This window comes from Lysinibacillus pakistanensis (assembly GCF_030123245.1).
GTDB lineage: Bacteria > Bacillota > Bacilli > Bacillales_A > Planococcaceae > Lysinibacillus > Lysinibacillus pakistanensis.
In genome coordinates, this window is record NZ_CP126101.1 from 4,520,745 (window position 1) to 4,539,192 (window position 18,448).

The following is an 18,448-nucleotide window of genomic DNA, read 5'->3' on the forward strand; positions in this document are numbered from 1 at the left end:
GTCAATACTCTCGATTATTAATTAAACCGTAGGAGATGAACAAACATGAAAGTCTCACTTTTCGCAACATGTTTAGTAGATATGTTTCAAACAAATGTGGGCAAAGCAACTGTAGAACTTCTAGAACATCTTGGCTGTGAAGTCATTTTTCCAAAGGAACAAATTTGCTGTGGACAACCTGCCTATAACTCAGGCTATGTTAATGAAGCAAAGGAAGCCATGAAAAATATGATAAAAGCATTTGATGGTGCTGAATATGTCGTCTGCCCTTCTGGTTCCTGTGCTTATATGTTCCGAGAATATGAAAAAGTTTTTGTGAATGATGTTGAATGGGCATCTCGTGCAAAACAATTAGCTGAAAAAACGTATGAGTTAACACAATTTATCGTAGAGGTTCTTGATATTACAGATGTGGGGGCTAGCTTCAACGGAAATGTGACCTATCACATGTCTTGCCATATGACACGTTTACTTGGTGTAAAAAGCGCACCTTTAATGTTACTAGAAAATGTTAAAGGCTTAACATATACTGAGCTTCCTAACAAAACAACTTGCTGTGGTTTTGGTGGAACTTTCTCTGTAAAAATGACACCAATTTCTGAGCAAATGGTTGATGAAAAGGTACAACATATCATTGAAACTGGTGCCACTTATTTAGTTGGTGCAGATGAAGGCTGTTTAATGAATATTCGTGGACGTGCAGAACGATTAGGTGCCCATATACAGGTACTTCATATAGCTGAAATTTTGAATTCTCGAAAAGCGGAGGTGCATACATCATGCCAATGAAGGTCGGTAATGAATCATTTAATAATCGTGTTGGTGAAGGCATTCAAAATACTTTTATGCGCAGTGCCGTTTCGGGTGCACAAGATCGTTTGGAAACAAATCGTCAATTAGCTACTGAGGAGCTTGGTCATTGGGAGGAGTGGCGTTCTCTTGGTGAAGAGATCCGTCAGCATGTACTTGCAAATCTTGATTATTATTTAACGGAGTTAAGTGAGCAGGTTGCTGCACGAGGTGGGCATGTTTTCTTTGCGACTACTGCAGAGGAAGCCCAAGCTTATATTGCTAATGTTGCAAAGGAAAAAGAGGCTAAAAAAATTGTCAAATCAAAATCGATGGTAACAGAGGAAATAGACTTAAATCATTATTTAGAAGAGCATGTTGGCTGTCAGGTTGTTGAAACTGATTTAGGGGAATATATTTTACAACTAGATAATGATTTACCCTCACATATCGTGGCACCCGCCTTACATCGAAAGAAAGAACAGGTGCGGGAAAGCTTCCAATTTCATCACCAATATGAAGGCTCTGAACGTCCTGAGGAGCTAACAAAGCATGCCCGTAAAATGCTGCGTGATGATTATTTATCAGCTGATATCGGCATTACGGGTTGTAACTTTGCGGTGGCTGAAACTGGTTCTGTTTGCATCGTAACAAATGAGGGAAATGCTGACTTATCAACAGCACTACCAAAAACACAAATTACCGTAATGGGGATGGAAAGACTTGTCCCAACATTTGAAGAGCTCGAAGTACTAGTCAATATGTTAACAAGAAGTGCAGTGGGCCAAAAGCTTCCTAGTTATGTAACTGTTTTAAGTGGACCTCGTCAAGATGGTGATGTGGATGGACCAGAAGAGTTTCATTTAGTTATTGTTGATAATGGACGGTCTGAAATTTTAGGTAGTGAATTTCAAGCAATCTTACAATGTATTCGCTGTGGTGCATGCGCTAATATTTGTCCTGTTTATCGACATGTAGGTGGTCATTCATACGGTTCAATATACTCCGGACCAGTTGGGGCAGTCTTATCACCTTTGCTGGGTGGCTATGATGACTATAAGGAGCTACCATTTGCTTCAACACTTTGCGGTGCTTGTACAGACGTTTGCCCAGTAAAAATTCCGTTACATGAATTACTGCATAAGCATCGACAAACGATTGTAGAAAAAGAAGGTCGTGCCCCTATATCAGAGCGCTTCCTTATGTCTATTTTCGGAATTGGTTCCTCATCAAGTGGTATGTATAAATTCGGATCTAAGGTTGCATCGAGTGTTTTAAAGCCATTAACAAAAAATGACCAATTATCTAAAGGCATCGGTCCATTAAAAAGTTGGACAACTATTCGTGAATTCCCTGCACCTAAAAAAGAGCGCTTCCGTGACTGGTTCGAAAATAGACAAAAAGGAGATGAGTAAGGAATGGTAGGCAAAATTCAAAATCGAGAGACATTTATTCGTCAATTATCCTCTAGACTTCAACGAATATCTACACCTGTGCATGTAGAGCGTCCTCAGTGGCGGTATTCACCACAAAATAAAACATTACAAAACTTATCTCAGGATGAGCTGTTGGTCACATTACAAAAACAATGCACACGTATCAATACGAACTGCGTCGTCACATCCTCTGCTGATTTAGCTATGACACTGGAAAAAGTCATTGACGATTATGATGGTGGACCAATTATGACATGGCAGGATGAACGATTTGACGCTTATGGTCTGACAGAGCTTTTTTCAGATACATTACCTAAAAAACAAATCGAACTACATACTTGGGACCCAACAATCGGCAGAGATAATATAGCACTAGTAGAGAAGGCCAATATAGGAATTACAATTAGTGATATTACACTAGCGGAATCCGGTACAGCTGTACTTTTTAGCAATCCACATCACGGTCGTACTGTGAGTTTCTTACCTACCAAGTCTATTATCCTAATACCAAAAAGCTCGATTGTGCCTCGAATGACACAGGCAGCTATACAAATTCGGGAGCGTCTACAAAATGGAGAAACTCTCGCCTCTTGTGTTAATTTTATTTCTGGTCCTAGTAATTCTGCTGATATTGAAATGATTTTAGTCGTTGGAGTACATGGTCCAATTTACATGACCTATATCATTATCGATGATTTATAGAATCCATTTCGCCTTGGCGTAATTGTAGCTGCCGCTACGCTTTCGCGCAAAAAAACATTTGCCGCTATGCTTTCGATATAAAAAACATTTGCTGAATGAAGATAAAAAAAGAGGCGTATCGTTTTACGCCTCTACTTCACTTCAAAATAAGTTTGACTATGACCATTCATTGTTTTTTCAACATGTAACACAGCTGGCATTGTAGCTTTTAACTCTGCAACGTGAGAAATAACGCCAATCATACGTCCAGAATCCTGTAAATCAATCAGTGTATCAATTGCTTTATTTAAGGCTTCTTCATCAAGTGATCCGAAGCCCTCATCGATAAACATTGTTTCAATATGAATATTCCCCTGAAAGCTTTGAATGACATCTGCCATACCAAGGGCAAGACTTAATGATGCATTGAACTTTTCTCCACCCGATAATGTTTTCACATCGCGTAATTGATCTGTATAGGCATCATAAACATCTAGCCCTAAACCACTTTGCTTAGCATGCTTTTCTAATCGATCAGAACGTCGAAGCTCAAATTGTCCATTGGATAAATGCTGTAAACGTATATTTGCTGCCTCTGTGATTTTATCTAAATAGTTGATTTGGATATAACGCTCAAAGGATAGCTTTTTCGTATTCTGACCATTTAACATGGCATAGAGTTCTTTCACTCGTCCTGCTTCCTTTTCAAGTAAACGAATCTCTTGTGCTGTTTCTTCGATTCTTTCAACAAAGTCTTCACATGCTTTTGCAAATCCTTTCATTTGCTGTAACACTTTAAATGCTTCCTCATATGTTACACGGTATATCTCTAGCTTTTCTTCCATTAACGCTAAATCTTGCTTCTCCTTTCCTTGAAGATGTTTAGCTCCTTCAGTAATTTGTACCTGCAATGTGTGCACTTGTAGCGTATAATCACTACAAGCCTTCCGTAAAGCCTCTACTTGAAACTCACTACGCTTCGCAGCAGCAAATTCTTCAAAATTTTCAAAGCCTGCGATTTTCATACTTTCTGAAAATTGCTCACGCCTTTCATCCATTTTCTGCTTGAATTCCTCGAAAGCCTGTTTGGTTATTTCAACAGCCTTTTTAGCACCATTTACCGCTTCCTTTGAAGTTTGTAGGCTTTGTTGGCTGGTATGCCAAGCAGTTTGTAATACAACCTTCTGTGAAGCGATAGCCGCAATTGCCTGCTTTAACGCCTGTAATGTCTTAATATTTTCAGGGATATGCTTTTGCTGTTCCTCCACAATTGCCCGTTGCTTTGTTAATTCCTGCATCTGGTCAGCTAAATATCGCTCTAACTTTATGTGCTTTTCTTGTAGCAACTCCAGACTTCCACGTTGTTGCTTTTGTTTCAAGCGTACATCAACTAATTGTTGATTGACTATTTTTAAAAAGGTAATTTGTTGCTCTACATATTGTAAGGAGGCTACTATTTGCGCTTGATTAGTTTGATCGATATGATTAGTCTCCAGCTGCGCTAGTGCCTCTTGTAAAAGCTGCTTAGTGGAGTTCAATAAAGCTTCTTTCTCCAAAAACTTACGCTCATTAGTTGTTGCCTTTACCCGTAAAGCTTCCACCTGGGCTAATTCAATACTCTCCAATTGTTCTAAATGTGTTTTGAGGTGTGTTGTACTACCGCAAACTGGGCAAGGCTCCCCATCTTTAAGCTGCCGAGCTAAGATACTTGCTTGGCTAGTAATCCATTGCTGTTCTAGCTTTTGAAGGGCTTGTTTACTTTTTTGGTTACGGACATTAGCAGTCATTACATCCTGCTCAATTGTCTCAACTGCCTTTGTATACTTTTCAACTTGCGCTAGTAATGATACTTGTTCCTTTAGCTTGGGCAGTTGCTCTAAATAACTTTCATATGGTTCTAGCTGTTTTTCATATTGCTCAATTGTTGTTGTTAATTGCTGTAATTGCAGTTGTTCTTTTTCGAGCAATGCAACATTATCTGCTAGTGACCGTTTGGCTGTAACGACATATTGCTCAGCTAGTTGCATTTGCTGAAGATTATGCTCATACGCTTCAAATTTCGGTAATAATGCTTGGAGCTGTATTTCTTGCTGTAGTATGCGCTGTCGTTCAGGCTCTTTTGCCTCTTCAGCGTTAAACTTTTCTTGTGCAACTATCAGCTGAGCCTCTGCATTTTGCTGTTCCATCAACGCTTGCTGATAGGATTGTTCTTTTCTATTTAGCTCATTGCGTAGATCGATACATTGTTGCTCAACTAACACTAGCCGTTCTGCTTTCTCTGCCAAAGCAATCTCACGTTCCTTAACAGTATATACATCCTGTTCTTGTAGCAATACTTGCAGTTGGTTTTGACGTTTGGATTGCTCTTCAAATTGTTCATTCAGCGTTTTTGCCATACTGTAATATTCTTGTTCTTTTTGATGATGAGCATAGGCTTCCTCATAGCGCTGTTGCTCTACTTGAATACATTCAATATAATAGGCATGTTCCTCTTCCAATGCCTTTTTCACTTGATGCATGTTTGCGGTATTATCATTTATACAAGTAAATAAAAAAGAAGGTCGCTGTGGTAAGGCTCCTGCAATTTGACCAAGTAAATGCTTCTTTAATTGTTGAGCTCGTAGTAAATCACTCTCTGCTTCTTTTCGTTTGGCATCTAGTTTTTTGGTCATTGCACCGAAGCGATCTGTTTTAAATATTTTACGTAATATAACCTCTTTGTTTGTAGAATCAGAGGTTAATAGCTTGCGAAACTCACCTTGTGGTAGCATGACAATTTGGCTAAATTGGTCCTTTGTCAGACCTATTATTTCCTGTAGCTTTTTATCTACCTCAAGTGTTTGTTGCTTTTCTACAATGCCAAAATCAAGTTTACCTTCTTTAACTTCAGCCAATTCAATTTTCTTACCTGTAATACTTTTATTTTTTGCTTTGATATGGCCAGGCTGACGTAAAGCATGATAAATCCTGCCATCCATTTCAAAAGTGAGCTCTACCGCAGTATAAATATCATCCTCTGCGAACCCACTTCGTAGCATTGCTGTATCCTGACGATCCTCACCGCTACCTGATCCATATAGCGCATAACAAATAGCATCGAAAATAGTCGTTTTCCCAGCCCCTGTTTTACCAGAAATCGCAAATAAACGATGGTCACCAAGCTGTTGAAAATCAATTATTTCTGTGTTTTTATATGGACCGAATGCAGTAATTGTTAACTTCAATGGCTTCATTTTACTGTTTCTCGCTCCTCATCTAATAATTCCTGAAGCATCTCTGTAAATAGACGCTCTGTATCCTGATCAGGCTGGACACCAATGATATCTGTAAAAAATGAACGGAATAAATCAATGTCATCTACCTTCTCTGACTCGACTGCTTGAATTTCATGTAGTATTTCTGGGCGCATGACTTTACGTTCGATATGCATTGCATGAGGAAATACTGTACGAATACGCTCCATCGGTGAAACCACTGGTGTCGTATCTGTTAAACGGACAAATACATAATCTTCATTTGGTGGTAATGCTAATAAATCATCCATCAAGCCCTCTACTATGCGTAAATCTCGTCTTGGTAGAAGCTTTCGTTTTGTCACAGTAATATCTCCCTGTGCATCTAGTTCAACGATTAAAAAGCCCTTCTCATGTAAATGCTCAGACAATGAATATTTCAATGGAGAGCCAGCATAGCGAATTTTTTCATTCAACACAAAATGTGCTTTATGTAAATGGCCAAGTGCCGTGTAATGAAAAGGCTTAAATAACGCCGCATCTATACAATCAGATCCACCTATTGAAAGTGGGCGCTCTGAATCACTCGTATTCGCTTCCTCCTCACCATACTTTGTTACAAAGGCATGTCCTACAAACACATGACGTTTTGTTGAATCTAAGCCCTGTCCAATGTGGTCAATAATTTTTTGCATCGCATCTTGGTGAGAACGAATTGTATCATCTTCTAAAATTGTACGAACTGACGAAGGCTCCACATATGGCACAAGATGAAAATGTACATCACCAAAGTCATCCGCTACAATAATTGGAGCATGATCCTTCGTAAATTGACCCTTCATATGTAATCCACTATCACGCATTAGACTACTGCCAAAATTCAATCGACCTGCACTATCATGGTTCCCGGCAACCGCTAACACCGGAATTTTTTTATCAAGCACAATCTCTGCTAAAATATCATTCAGTAAATTAACGGCCTCTATAGGGGGCATAGAACGGTCATATAAATCACCGGCTATAATGATAACATCAGGCTTTTCTTCATCAATGGCTTGCATAAATTGCTGTAAAATATAGCGCTGATCCTCCGTCATATAGACTCCCTGTACGAGCTTTCCCAAATGCCAATCTGCTGTATGAAATATTTTCATTCTTTGCGCCTCCAATCTATCTCCATTTTATCACGACTAATAGAATGATTGATTTACCTTTTATTAGTATTGTTTTATCCCTTATTTCTCCTCTTCCATTCATTGATTTGAAAGTTTTATCCGTTACCACATGAAAAAAAGAGCATCTCTATCGATACCCTTTTAATTTTTATTAAATTGCTCTCGCCTTTTCTATAAATGCTGCATAACCGATAAATCCTTGTATAATACGTGCAATAGAATCAGGTTCCTTCTCTTCTTTTATTGGCATAGACTTTGTTTGTTTTTCTAAAATCTCATCAAATGAAATAGGATGAGGCTTAGGCAACTCAATGACGGAAATCGTTAATGCATCGCCTCCACTATATTCATATAGAAATGCATTGGCCATTTGACGATAGCCCTCAAAATTTGGGTGTACATCAGAAATATTCGGTAAAAAGCTTGTAGCATTTAAGCCAAAAGCATCAAACACATTTACATAAACTGCTCCAGCCTGTTCAGCCTGCTGTTGTAAAATTGTATTTAGCTTTATAAGCTGTCTATTTGTGCCTTCTTTTTGCGTAGCATGCACATTAGGATATGCAAAATAATAGCCCATTACATAGACTTTTGCTTTAGGTGCCCGTACCTTCAATTCCTCTAAAATATCTATCATATTTTTTCTGGCGATATTTAATGCATAATCTGTTTGTAGCTGTGAAAAGGCTAATGTACCAGCAGTTGGATTGACCTGAACAAGACGCAGTAAATCATTGGCACCTGCCGAAATTGTAATGAGAGTAGCATCTGCTAAAAGGTCACTTGCTTCCTTAGATTTTATCCGTTTCAGTACATCTGTTGTTGTAAAGCCTGGGAAAGCAAGCTCCTTGGTAAAGTTGCTTAATTGCCCAGTCATACCCAACCTCATAGCAATTAAATCACTATAGCCGTGATCAATCTCTTGATAGGGTGTTTGACCGGCTGCCAAGGAATCTCCAATAGCCACGTAATTTTCACTTTGAGCAAAGGCAGATGAAGCAACAAAAACCATTGTAATTATAGCTATAACAAGACTTAGTAAACGCTTCATCTGCTCAACCCCTTTCCCTTATATCAACAGAATTTAAAAAGCCCAGCTACCTTTGCGGAAAATTGGCTCCACAGTACCATCTGGTAAAATACCGTCAATATCCATCTCACCACTGCCAATCATAAAATCCTCATGTGTGACAGAAATATTTGCACCTAAAGCCTCAAGCTGCCCATTTTCTAAATCTCTACCACCTTCTAGGCAAGTTGGATACGCCTCACCGATAGCTAAATGGTTGGATGCATTTTCATCAAATAAAGTATTAAAATATAAAATCTCAGAAGCTGAAATTGGAGACTCGTGTGGTACTAGCGCTACTTCACCTAAATAGCATGAACCCTCATCTACCTGAATAAGCTCCTGTAATAAATCATGACCTACCTGTGCCTCGGCCTTGATAATTTTTCCTTCTTCAAATGTTAGTTTAAAGCCATCAATAATATTACCTTGGTATACTAATGGCTTTGTATTGCTCACATAGCCATTTACCCCTTGTTTTAATGGTAACGTATATACCTCTTCTGTCGGCATATTTGCAATAAAGACTGTATCATTTGGTGTTTTACTACCTCCAGTAAGCCATTTATGCTGCGGAGCTAATGCAATTGTTAAATCAGTACCCGGTGCTGTATAGTGAAGCTTTGCATATTTTTTACGATTAAGTAAAACAGCACGAGACTCTAAATTGGCAACATGTTCACGCCAATTTTCAACTGCATTGCCCTCTCCAATATGAACTGTTTTAAAAATTGCCTCCCAAAGAGCTGGCACCTGTTTCTCAGTTGATAAATTCGGAAAAACCTTCGCCGCCCATTTCGGTGATGGAACTGCAACGATAGACCACGCGATTAAATCCTTCATAACAGCATTGCGATAATTTTTCAGGGCTGCTCCTGATACTTTTTGATGTGTTGCAAGACGTTCGGCTGGAATACCTGTTAATTTATCTGGATCTGCAGCATCAATCCATAATAAAGCACCCTTACGTTCAATTAGTTCATCACGCATCTTTACTACCCATTCTGGGAAACGATTGAATTCTTCCTCTGAGGCATGCTCGAAATAAGCTCGATCCATTACATCATCTGAAAAGTTTACATGAACACGTCCCGCACCAGCCTTGTAAGCCTCTTTCACTACTAAGCGTGCAAAATCGAGTGCTTCTACTGAAGTATTCACTAATAAATATTGCCCTGGCTGGATATTAACACCAACTTTTACTGCAAGCTCTGCATATGCTTGTAATTTTTCTTCAAACGTCATATTCGTTAACCTCGCTTTTGTCCAATTGTTTTTGAATTTCCTTCTACTAGCATGCCATTATGCCATACCTTTTGTACAGATTTGCCTGGAATTTCTCTTATCCATTTTTTATACGCTTTTTCATCTCGATAAGCTAATAACGTTAATACCTCGCCATCTGCTCCAGCACGTCCTGTACGTCCTGAGCGATGTAAGTATTGTTCAATCGTTCTTGGTACATCAACATGAATAACATGTGTTAAACCTGCAATATCTAAACCTCGTGCAGCAATATCTGTAGCGATTAAAATACGTGCCTCTCCTTTGCGGAATGCATCTAATGCCTTTTTACGCTCTTCTTTTTTCATGTCGGAATGTAATGTCACAATTGGTGCAGAACGATATTGTAGCTTCGTTTCTTTCATTAATAATTGATCGATATTGTTTACAAAAGCTAATGCACGTAGCCCTTCTGTATGTGCTAAGCGACGTAGGAAATCAGTTTTATCTCGCTCTTCAAGCTTGATAAAGGAATGCACAACCTTTCCTACCTTCACCATATCTTCAGGCTTTATTTTAAAGCGTATTGGTTCAAACATCATGCGACTAGCCACTAACTCAATCTCCTCAGTGATCGTTGCCGAAACCACAACTACTTGACGCCCGTATGCAGAGCCTTCGATAAAGGATTTTACAACCACACGATATTCTCGGCTAAGCAACTGATCGCATTCATCTAGAATTATTGTTTCTATTTCTTTAAGCTTTAATTTTCCTGCTCGTGCTAGTTCATTTAAACGACCAGGTGTTCCAACTACGATTGTCGGCTTTTTCTTTAGCTTTTCAATTTGACGTGCAGCATTTGCGCCACCAATTAATTGCTGAACTGTAATATCTGAGCCTGCTGTCCATTCACGGATAACCTCTACAATTTGCATAGCCAGCTCCTGTGATGGGGCTACAATAAGTCCTTGCGTTTGTTTTTTTGCACCATTTACTTTATTTAATAAAGGAAGAACATAAGCTAATGTCTTCCCCGATCCTGTTGGCGATTCTGCCACAATATCTTTCCCTTCAAGCATTGCTGGAATCATTTCCTCTTGAATTTTCATCGGTTCTTCAAATTTCCATTTTGCTTGTAATGCTTCATTTAATAAGTTTATAACTGACATGTTATTTCCCACCTTCTATCTGCTTGACACTAGTTTAACACACTAAGCATTTTCCTACTTCATATGTACGAAAACCAATTGCTAATCGTTTCACTAAATGAGTATGTAATACTTAATAACTAAAAAATCTGCACGCCTCATGCACGGAATGTAAGCCTCTTACACTTCATGGAAGGCTTGGGGCTTATCCGCGAAAAGCGAGCAGATTTTTTTTAGCTAGTTAATCTACTAATTCATAGCCACATGACAAAATCGCACATTCTGCCAGAACAATTAATGAATCAATATATTTATCATTTAGTTTTAAATCTCTATTTACAATCGATAATTCTGTACAGCCTAAAACAATACGATCACAATTAAGTGCTAGCATCGCCTCTTCTATCGGTTGCCATTCCTCTGATGGGACATCCTTTCCAGCCTTAACAAAGTCGTAAATAATTGACATCACTTTTTCCTTGATTTGCTCATCTGGAACAACAGGTGTTAGACCATATTCCTCTAACGCACTTTGATACATGCGCGACGTTAAAGTGCCAGTTGTTGCTAAAATACCAACACGTTTTGCGCCTAAATCATAGGCACGCTTCGCAGTTTCTCGTATCATATGGAGCACTGGCACTGGGGAGCCTTCCGCAATTTCATCATAAAAGGTATGCGCTGTATTACACGGAATAGCTATCATATTTGCCCCAATTGAAGCAAGCTTTCTTGCATCATCTATAATTACTGGAACAGGATTTTCTTTTGTTTGATCTAAAATAAAAGCCGTACGATCAGGAATATTTGTATCATTATCAATAAGTGTATGCAGATGCTCCTGATCCTTCGTTGCCTTTGTACGTCTTACAATCATTTCACCGATAAACATTGTTGCAAGTGGACCAACGCCACCTATAATACCTAAAGTTTGTTTTTTCATGAGTTAGACAGACCTTTGTTGTTAAAATATTTCTTATATTTTCGATAAAAGCTTAGATTATCGAGCGTTATGTTCAACCAACGCCTAGCATTCATATCCTTATAATTGAAAATGGAGTCAGTTGCTAGTCCTTGTCGAATCAAGCTCTTTGCTTCAATCACAAGTTGCTCATTTTGAACATATTTAAAAAGTACACCGTTTGGCACAATTGTCCAAAGATGCTTGTTTTGCACATAAGTGAGCTGTAGCTTGCTACCACGGATAAAATCATCCGCAACGTATTGCATTAAATTATAGCCACTTGCTGTCACATAATAATTTGAAAGCTCATTATGTAATTCAATACTCAAAAGCTTATATTGCCCGTCACGTTCATCATACTTCATATCAAACGTGGCAAAGCCCTGAAATTGGATTTGCTCCAAAAATACTTTGACTTGATTCATTAAATCCCTATCATATATCGTCATAATCGCTACATAACGACCTATTCCATCAGGAGAATGCTCCTCTAAAATAGGATTTCCGATAGCTAGTAGCTTCGCTTGTCTGTCTTGCCCAACATAGGCATTAACGACACGCATATTGGCATCCTCACCTGGAATATATTGCTGTACCATCAAATCATCTCTGTAGGCAGATTCCTTGTAAATAGCCTTGAAAATTGCATCCTTTTCCTCAGTATCATATGCAATATATACCTTTTTCTTACCTGGAAAAATACATGTAGCATACTTTGTCATATTCATTGGTTTAATGACAACTGGATACTCGAAGGGAATTTCAAATTCTTCATAGTCATTGACCGTACAAACATGCATAGCAGGATATTGAAAGCCAAATTTTGCTGAAAGCTCATACATACTCTCACGCGTTAATAGCTGGTTAGCTAGTGGCGCATCTACATAAGGTATGATAAAAAGCTCTGCTAGCTCCTCTTTATGTTGCACTATTTTTTTTACATAAAACTCATCACAGGCCAACAACAATAGTTTTTTATCAGCAAATTCCTCTGCGATTGCCTGTAAAGCAACTACAAAACGTTCTTCAATATTCAATCTTGGTATTTCACGAAATGTTAATAAATCACTCTGTTGTATTTTCGCCATATTTGTATGATTTACTGCAAGTGGTTTTACACCATAGGATTCGTAAAATGCCCTAGCCATGCCATAAGCATTCATTTCATCTCCTAATAAAACTGGTAAAAAAGCATGGGTAATAGCCATTCTACTCAACTCACTTTAGCTTTTTTTCTAAGTGTAACATACTGCTACTTTATGATGCCTCTAAGAAACTATTTATGCAATGCTACAGCTTGTTCTCCTAGCTCTTTATAGCTTTTGAAAAATTGATCGACATTATATGTAACATAGCCTTTTAATGGGTCCATGACAACTACTTTATTGCCTAAATGTCCTGTTAAGACAACAGCATGCAAGTTCATATATGCTACATGCGGCGTTGTTTCACCTTTATAGATCCAGCCCTTAGCTGCTTTTTTGTTGGGCTTCGATAAATCCAATGTAACCCAAGTCACAACGGGTACACCCTCCCGAACAAGTTGTAAAATTTCGTCCTGCGAGGCTTTACTCATATTTGTGACACGTAAATTTGCCTGTTTATCAGCTATTACTGCCTCTGCCGCTTTGACAATTGGAGCTGCAAAGACATACATACCGTTTGCTTTATCTCTAGGATCACCTGCAAAAGCCTGATTTGGATTTGGACCAAATCGTTGCCCGTCTACAGTAGAAATTTTTTGCTTCGGTAAATACGTATCAGCCATTTCAAGCTTTGTAACATTCACACCATAATAATTTAAGACGGCTGTTAACGATGTAATTTCACAGCCATGTGGTAGCTCAGGATTTTGCATAACAACTGGTACATCCAATTCCTGCTCATCTCTTGAAAAATGTGTTTGGAGTCGATAGTATGGCTTTGTTGAATCGTACGTAAAATTTTCAATTGTTGTATAGCCATTATTTTCAGTACTATTTTCAAGTGTAGTTGCAGCAATGGCATACTCCTGTCCCTCTATTAACTTTGAAAAGGTTGCCTCTCCCTCATCAGAGCCAATTACATCCTCTACTATTTTTCCCGTCTTCACATCAGTAACCGTTATATAAAGATTCGGGATGGGTGCACCACTATTAAACTCTACCGTTAAAACTGTTAATTCACTTTTTTGTTTTTCCTGCTGCGAAAATTGATTACAGCCTGAAAGTAACATAATGATGATAATACCTATTAGTAAAAAGCGTTTAAACCCCGTCCACAAGACAAATTCCGCTCCTATTCTATTTTGAAGACCACCACTTCAAATCTATATTTCAATTTGTCGTAGACTCTATTATACGCTAATTTCATAGTCGTTCCTATTCTATCTTTCTTTAATGAACCTGCGTCAAAATGATCAAGGAAATCTGTGACCAACTCGCTTTTCTACACAAGGTGACGAAAGCTAAAGGCTACAATAGCTATGTGTTTTAAAGCACCGTCATTCACAGAGATTTCCTTTGTCCATTTTAACAATCATATTATTTAATGCGTACTGACCTTAGGGCGCAAAGTATGTTTTAATACTTTCCCCGAGGCATTACGAGGTAGCTCTGCTAGAAATTCAATCTCATAAGGTACTTTATATTTTGCAAGCTGCTTTCGGCAATAGGCCACTATGGACTCCTCGTCAAGAGCTTTGCCTTCCTTTAATACGACAAATGCCTTTGGTACTTCTCCATATACCTCATGTGGTAGTCCAACAACCGCTGCCTCTAAAATTTCTGGTAACTGATATAAAACCTCTTCTATTTCAATTGGATAAATATTTTCACCACCACGAATAATCATATCTTTTTTACGATCAACAATGTAAAGATAGCCATCTTCGTCAAAACGGCCTAAATCCCCTGATAGGAGCCAGCCATCTCTAATCGTTCTAGCTGTTTCTTCCTCGTTTCGAAGATAGCCTTTCATTACCTGTGGGCCTCTTACACAAATTTCTCCTACCTCACCCGACGGAACAGACTCTCCAAAGCTATCTACTACACGTACCTCTGTTTGAGTCAATGGTTTTCCTACTGATCCAATTTTTGTTAATGCATCCATATCTAAAAGAGAAGTAGCTGCAGGTGAGTTTTCAGTTTGACCATAAAGATTTTGTACCTTGACATTTGGAAATGCCTCTTTCACTTGCTTCACAAGCTCATATGGCATTGGAGCTGCCCCATAACATAATAAACGTAAACGCTTAAATGTATGTTCCATAAAGCTAGGTGTATTTAATATTATTGTATACATTGACGGAACACCGAAAAAGATTGTCGCCTCAGTCGTGGCAAGCTGCTTTAATGTATTTGCTGGCGAAAAGGCTTCTTCAATGATAACATTACCGCCCTGATAAAACATCGGCATTGCAAATACATGAAGTCCTGCACAGTGAAATAAAGGCGTGCAAATAAACATTCTATCTTCCTTCGTCATATTCATTGAGGATGACCATATCTCTGCCGTTGAGACAATATTTTGATGCGTTAGCATTACTCCCTTTGGCTTACCTGTCGTCCCAGATGTATACATAACAACTGCAGTATCACCATTCACCAATTTGACAGAACGTAGCTGTCCTGTGTATGTCTCTATAATTTTTTCCATTTCCTTAAACCCAACAGCATGCGAAAAGGAATATGGAATATCTGCTAGTATTTCACTTAATCGCTCATCATAAATGAGTCCTTTTGCTTCTGAATGATTAAAAATAAATTCCACTTCTGGAGCCGCTAATTTAGTATTAATGGGCATAGCTACAAAACCCGCTAATTGAACTCCGATATACGCGATTAAAAATAAATCAGAATTTAATGTGTATAAGGCAATGACATCATCTTTCTTAAAACCCTGCTCTTGTAAATAAGCTGCAAAGGTTTCTGCACATTTGAAAAATTCTTTATAGGTAAGCCTTTTTCCATCATATAACGTTGCAATTCCTTCAGGTTGTTGCACAGCATAGTTTTGTAAAATATCTGTCATTAGCATTGTCATTATAAGCCCCCTGAAATTTTATTTTTAACTTCAAAAACGAACTACCTTTAATAGATCTTGGTACCGCATAATTTTCAGAAAATTATGATTACATTCTATCAGGCTATTAAAAATGTGGCAATTTTTCTACCTATTCGAAAATATGAACAACATGCTTCAAAATATACTTAGACATTTTACTTTTCTATCAATTTCTGTTAGGTGTATGATATTTATACAAAGTTTTTAAGAAAGGCTTGGTTAAAATGCAGTACGCACTTTTAGGAGATTTACATTCTAATATAGAAGATACAAGAGCGGTATTAGCCCATATCCAGGAAACTGCCAAAGATGCCATAATTATAGGTTTAGGGGACTTATATGAATGTACTGTAAGTAAGAAAAAGGCACAAATAGTATCTGGTTTATCCCTTCAAAAAGCTGCCATTGTCAATAATGACTTTGAAAATTTACTAACATTTCCTTCGATTCGTGGCAACCAAGAGGAACGAATTACACGTGTAACGGGCATTGAACGATTTACAAAACTACCTGAAACAATGGAAATTGAAGGGGCTGTACTAATGCATGGACATCAATTTAAATGGAGCGTGTCATGGCAGCCGACATTCCCTTCATTTAAAAAATCACTCCTTTTCTTTGGACATAGCCATGAATCTGGTCTTTATCATGGCAATAAAAAACTACCTATTCGAATTCGCTTTGGTCAACCTATCGTGTTACAGGATAAGCAATATGGCATCAATGTTGGCTCTGTTGTTGATCATCGTGAGTGGTGTCTCTATGACAGCGAAAAACGAACAGTAACATTTATGTGTGCATCCGTACTTGAAAATGTAAGGTTTCATCATCGTGTTAGATAATAGAAAGGGCTCTCCCGTATAGGAAGGCCCTTTTGTATTAATGAATATATTGCTTTTTCTCGTTCATTAAAATTTCCTTTAGCTCTTTAAGTTTGTCGATGACTATATACGATTCATTGGTAATTTCAGTTAAGTAAGTTTCAGCCGCTGCTTTATTACCTCGATTGTACTCTTGAACTGCCTTTTTTGCTAATTCATGAACATGGATAAATGGACGCTCTAATACAATGTATGCCTGCTCATTACTCAACAACTTTTTCCCTGTACCGTAGTACCATTCTCCAAGTCGAGATTCCTTTGGGGAACCAACATCCTGCTCCGTCATTTGTTCAAAGCCTAGCAATAAATTATAAATTTTCCAGCGCCATAATAAATGGTCTGTAATTGCCAGTTCAATAATATCCTCTTGGCTGATGATAAAGTTTTTCGAAATAGTAGATGAACGATAGCCATCAATCATTTTACTTAGCTTATAAATCGCAGAACCCATATCAAACACAATTACCTTACTTTTTTGCATGCTCTCCGTTATATTACGATTGCGCTCTGAAATTTCTGATGATGATTCTGCTTGTGCTCTAGTCGTTGTCGCAATTTCCTCAAAGCGTATTCCTTGGTGCTGAAGATTTTTATTTAATTCAGTAAGTGTATGTGAAATTTGCAGTGTATCTGTAACACCCTGATGTAAATCCTGTGAGAATTGATTTGTTAAGGTGTTAATATTATTCGTAATAAGTAATAGCTCCTGAATATCAGTATGAATGGATTTTACTGATGTACTTGTATCATCTGCCAGCTTTCGTACCTCTTCAGCTACTACAGCAAAGCCTTTACCAGCCTCACCTGCACGTGCTGCCTCAATCGAAGCATTAAGTGCCAATAAATTTGTTTGATCCGCGATTCTTTTAATTAGCTCCATTAGCTTAGCTACACTGTTAACCCGTTCAACTAAGCGAACAATATCGTCTTGCATGGACTTATGACCTTCATCTGTTGACTGTAAAATGGTAGAAACTTGTTGCAGTGACTCTAAATCTCCATTTAATTTTTCCAATGCCTGCTTTGTATGAGTGGAGATATCCCCTACTGAAGCTGCTATTTCCTCAATACTCGCATCTAAATCATGCATGGAGTTGTCCACCGCAATGATTTCCTTTTGTTGGGTTTCTTGAAATTCAATAAGCTCTTTAATGGAGTCTAATTGTGTATTATATGTAATAATCTCGCCTAAGCCATTGACAACTGAGCCTCCTTGGATTTCAATGTATGTTTCAAGAATAATTTGCTGGTCAATCGTCACTAAACTATCATAAGACAGTAATACATCCAGCATTTTATCCTGATCACGGGATAATTCCTTCACAATCAACGGGATAATTAGTTGATTTATAAGCGTGTAGGCCGAAATCATCCAGTTTGGCAAAACACCAATTCGTGCATGAACATAAGCAATTTTCCGTCTTTTAAAGACATAGTCTAAGTCTAATTCATCATCAAACAAGCTGATAAAATGAGAGTCGAATAAGCCTTTTAAGCGCTCCACAGTTGAATGCGTATTGATAACATGATTAAATTCAGGAATTTCTAATAAACGATCATAAAAATTATCTAATATTTCCTTCCTATTATTTTCGTAAATTTTTCTTAAAAAGCTTACTGATTCTCTTCTAATTCTAGATAATGCGAGGAAATCTAGTTTTTCTTTAAAACGCTCATTTGCCTCAATGTCTGAATTTTTTTCAGCTGAAAAATAATCATAGTCTAGATTAATTTTCTTCCTTTTGAACATAGTAGTCCACTCCCCTAAATTTTAAATACAAGCATTCAAATCTATAATTCG

14 protein-coding genes are annotated in these 18,448 nt (G+C 37.9%); 4 read left to right on the forward strand and 10 right to left on the reverse strand.

Going from position 1 to position 18,448, the window contains the following annotated elements; all coding sequences use genetic code 11:
* Positions 1–45 precede the first annotated feature (45 nt).
* From QNH24_RS22600 to QNH24_RS22610, 3 genes are read left to right on the forward strand one after another with little or no spacing between them, the layout of a single operon-like run.
* Entirely contained in the window at positions 46–789 is a 744-nt protein-coding gene (locus QNH24_RS22600; RefSeq protein WP_283869642.1) for a (Fe-S)-binding protein, read from the forward strand.
* Positions 780–2,204, forward strand: coding sequence for a LutB/LldF family L-lactate oxidation iron-sulfur protein (locus QNH24_RS22605; RefSeq protein WP_283869643.1), 1,425 nt, complete (start codon positions 780–782; stop codon positions 2,202–2,204). The genes QNH24_RS22600 and QNH24_RS22605 overlap by 10 nt, the downstream gene beginning before the upstream one ends.
* 3 nt (positions 2,205–2,207) lie before the next feature.
* Entirely contained in the window at positions 2,208–2,927 is a 720-nt protein-coding gene (locus QNH24_RS22610) for a LutC/YkgG family protein (protein WP_283869644.1), read from the forward strand.
* A 131-nt stretch (positions 2,928–3,058) separates the two neighbouring features.
* Here the strand turns inward: QNH24_RS22610 and QNH24_RS22615 are convergent, their stop codons facing one another.
* The 9 genes from QNH24_RS22615 to QNH24_RS22655 form a co-directional block, all read right to left on the reverse strand.
* A complete protein-coding gene (locus QNH24_RS22615) occupies positions 3,059–6,139 on the reverse strand; it encodes an AAA family ATPase (protein WP_283869645.1) in 3,081 nt (1,026 codons plus the stop codon).
* Complete coding sequence (locus QNH24_RS22620) at positions 6,136–7,293, reverse strand: exonuclease SbcCD subunit D (RefSeq protein WP_283869646.1); 1,158 nt, start codon at positions 7,291–7,293, stop codon at positions 6,136–6,138. The genes QNH24_RS22615 and QNH24_RS22620 overlap by 4 nt, the downstream gene beginning before the upstream one ends.
* A 172-nt stretch (positions 7,294–7,465) precedes the next feature.
* Positions 7,466–8,365, reverse strand: a complete 900-nt coding sequence (locus QNH24_RS22625; protein WP_283869647.1) for an SGNH/GDSL hydrolase family protein — start codon at positions 8,363–8,365, stop codon at positions 7,466–7,468.
* 33 nt (positions 8,366–8,398) lie between these two features.
* A complete protein-coding gene (locus tag QNH24_RS22630; protein WP_283869648.1) occupies positions 8,399–9,628 on the reverse strand; it encodes an aminopeptidase in 1,230 nt (409 codons plus the stop codon).
* Positions 9,629–9,633: 5 nt separating this feature from the next.
* On the reverse strand, positions 9,634–10,779 hold the full coding sequence (locus tag QNH24_RS22635) for a DEAD/DEAH box helicase (protein ID WP_283869649.1): 1,146 nt from the start codon (positions 10,777–10,779) through the stop codon (positions 9,634–9,636).
* A gap of 220 nt (positions 10,780–10,999) precedes the next feature.
* On the reverse strand, positions 11,000–11,701 hold the full coding sequence (gene cuyB, locus QNH24_RS22640) for a cysteate racemase (protein WP_054772419.1): 702 nt from the start codon (positions 11,699–11,701) through the stop codon (positions 11,000–11,002).
* The gene (locus QNH24_RS22645) at positions 11,698–12,930 is read right to left on the reverse strand and encodes a carboxylate--amine ligase (RefSeq protein WP_283869650.1); all 1,233 of its coding nucleotides are present in this window, start codon (positions 12,928–12,930) and stop codon (positions 11,698–11,700) included. The genes cuyB and QNH24_RS22645 overlap by 4 nt, the downstream gene beginning before the upstream one ends.
* Positions 12,931–12,998: 68 nt before the next feature.
* Complete coding sequence (locus tag QNH24_RS22650; protein ID WP_283869651.1) at positions 12,999–13,985, reverse strand: C39 family peptidase; 987 nt, start codon at positions 13,983–13,985, stop codon at positions 12,999–13,001.
* Positions 13,986–14,248: 263 nt separating this feature from the next.
* Complete coding sequence (locus QNH24_RS22655) at positions 14,249–15,745, reverse strand: class I adenylate-forming enzyme family protein (protein WP_283869652.1); 1,497 nt, start codon at positions 15,743–15,745, stop codon at positions 14,249–14,251.
* A 245-nt stretch (positions 15,746–15,990) separates the two neighbouring features.
* Between QNH24_RS22655 and QNH24_RS22660 the strand changes: the two genes are divergently transcribed.
* Positions 15,991–16,608, forward strand: coding sequence for a metallophosphoesterase family protein (locus QNH24_RS22660; protein WP_283869653.1), 618 nt, complete (start codon positions 15,991–15,993; stop codon positions 16,606–16,608).
* A 37-nt stretch (positions 16,609–16,645) separates the two neighbouring features.
* On the opposite strand, the gene QNH24_RS22665 is transcribed toward QNH24_RS22660, so the two are convergent.
* Complete coding sequence (locus QNH24_RS22665; protein WP_283869654.1) at positions 16,646–18,397, reverse strand: protoglobin domain-containing protein; 1,752 nt, start codon at positions 18,395–18,397, stop codon at positions 16,646–16,648.
* Positions 18,398–18,448 lie beyond the last annotated feature (51 nt).

Excerpts from the sequence above, each read along its gene's own strand:
- QNH24_RS22620 (WP_283869646.1), bottom strand. The coding sequence starts at position 7,293 with ATGAAAATATTTCATACAGCAGATTGGCATTTGGGAAAGCTCGTACAG.
- QNH24_RS22625 (WP_283869647.1), bottom strand. The coding sequence starts at position 8,365 with ATGAAGCGTTTACTAAGTCTTGTTATAGCTATAATTACAATGGTTTTT.
- QNH24_RS22665 (WP_283869654.1), bottom strand. The coding sequence starts at position 18,397 with ATGTTCAAAAGGAAGAAAATTAATCTAGACTATGATTATTTTTCAGCT.
- QNH24_RS22630 (WP_283869648.1), bottom strand. The coding sequence starts at position 9,628 with ATGACGTTTGAAGAAAAATTACAAGCATATGCAGAGCTTGCAGTAAAA.
- QNH24_RS22645 (WP_283869650.1), bottom strand. The coding sequence starts at position 12,930 with ATGGCTATTACCCATGCTTTTTTACCAGTTTTATTAGGAGATGAAATG.
- QNH24_RS22600 (WP_283869642.1), top strand. The coding sequence starts at position 46 with ATGAAAGTCTCACTTTTCGCAACATGTTTAGTAGATATGTTTCAAACA.
- QNH24_RS22660 (WP_283869653.1), top strand. The coding sequence starts at position 15,991 with ATGCAGTACGCACTTTTAGGAGATTTACATTCTAATATAGAAGATACA.
- QNH24_RS22635 (WP_283869649.1), bottom strand. The coding sequence starts at position 10,779 with ATGTCAGTTATAAACTTATTAAATGAAGCATTACAAGCAAAATGGAAA.
- cuyB (WP_054772419.1), bottom strand. The coding sequence starts at position 11,701 with ATGAAAAAACAAACTTTAGGTATTATAGGTGGCGTTGGTCCACTTGCA.
- QNH24_RS22610 (WP_283869644.1), top strand. The coding sequence starts at position 2,208 with ATGGTAGGCAAAATTCAAAATCGAGAGACATTTATTCGTCAATTATCC.
- QNH24_RS22615 (WP_283869645.1), bottom strand. The coding sequence starts at position 6,139 with ATGAAGCCATTGAAGTTAACAATTACTGCATTCGGTCCATATAAAAAC.
- QNH24_RS22605 (WP_283869643.1), top strand. The coding sequence starts at position 780 with ATGCCAATGAAGGTCGGTAATGAATCATTTAATAATCGTGTTGGTGAA.
- QNH24_RS22655 (WP_283869652.1), bottom strand. The coding sequence starts at position 15,745 with ATGACAATGCTAATGACAGATATTTTACAAAACTATGCTGTGCAACAA.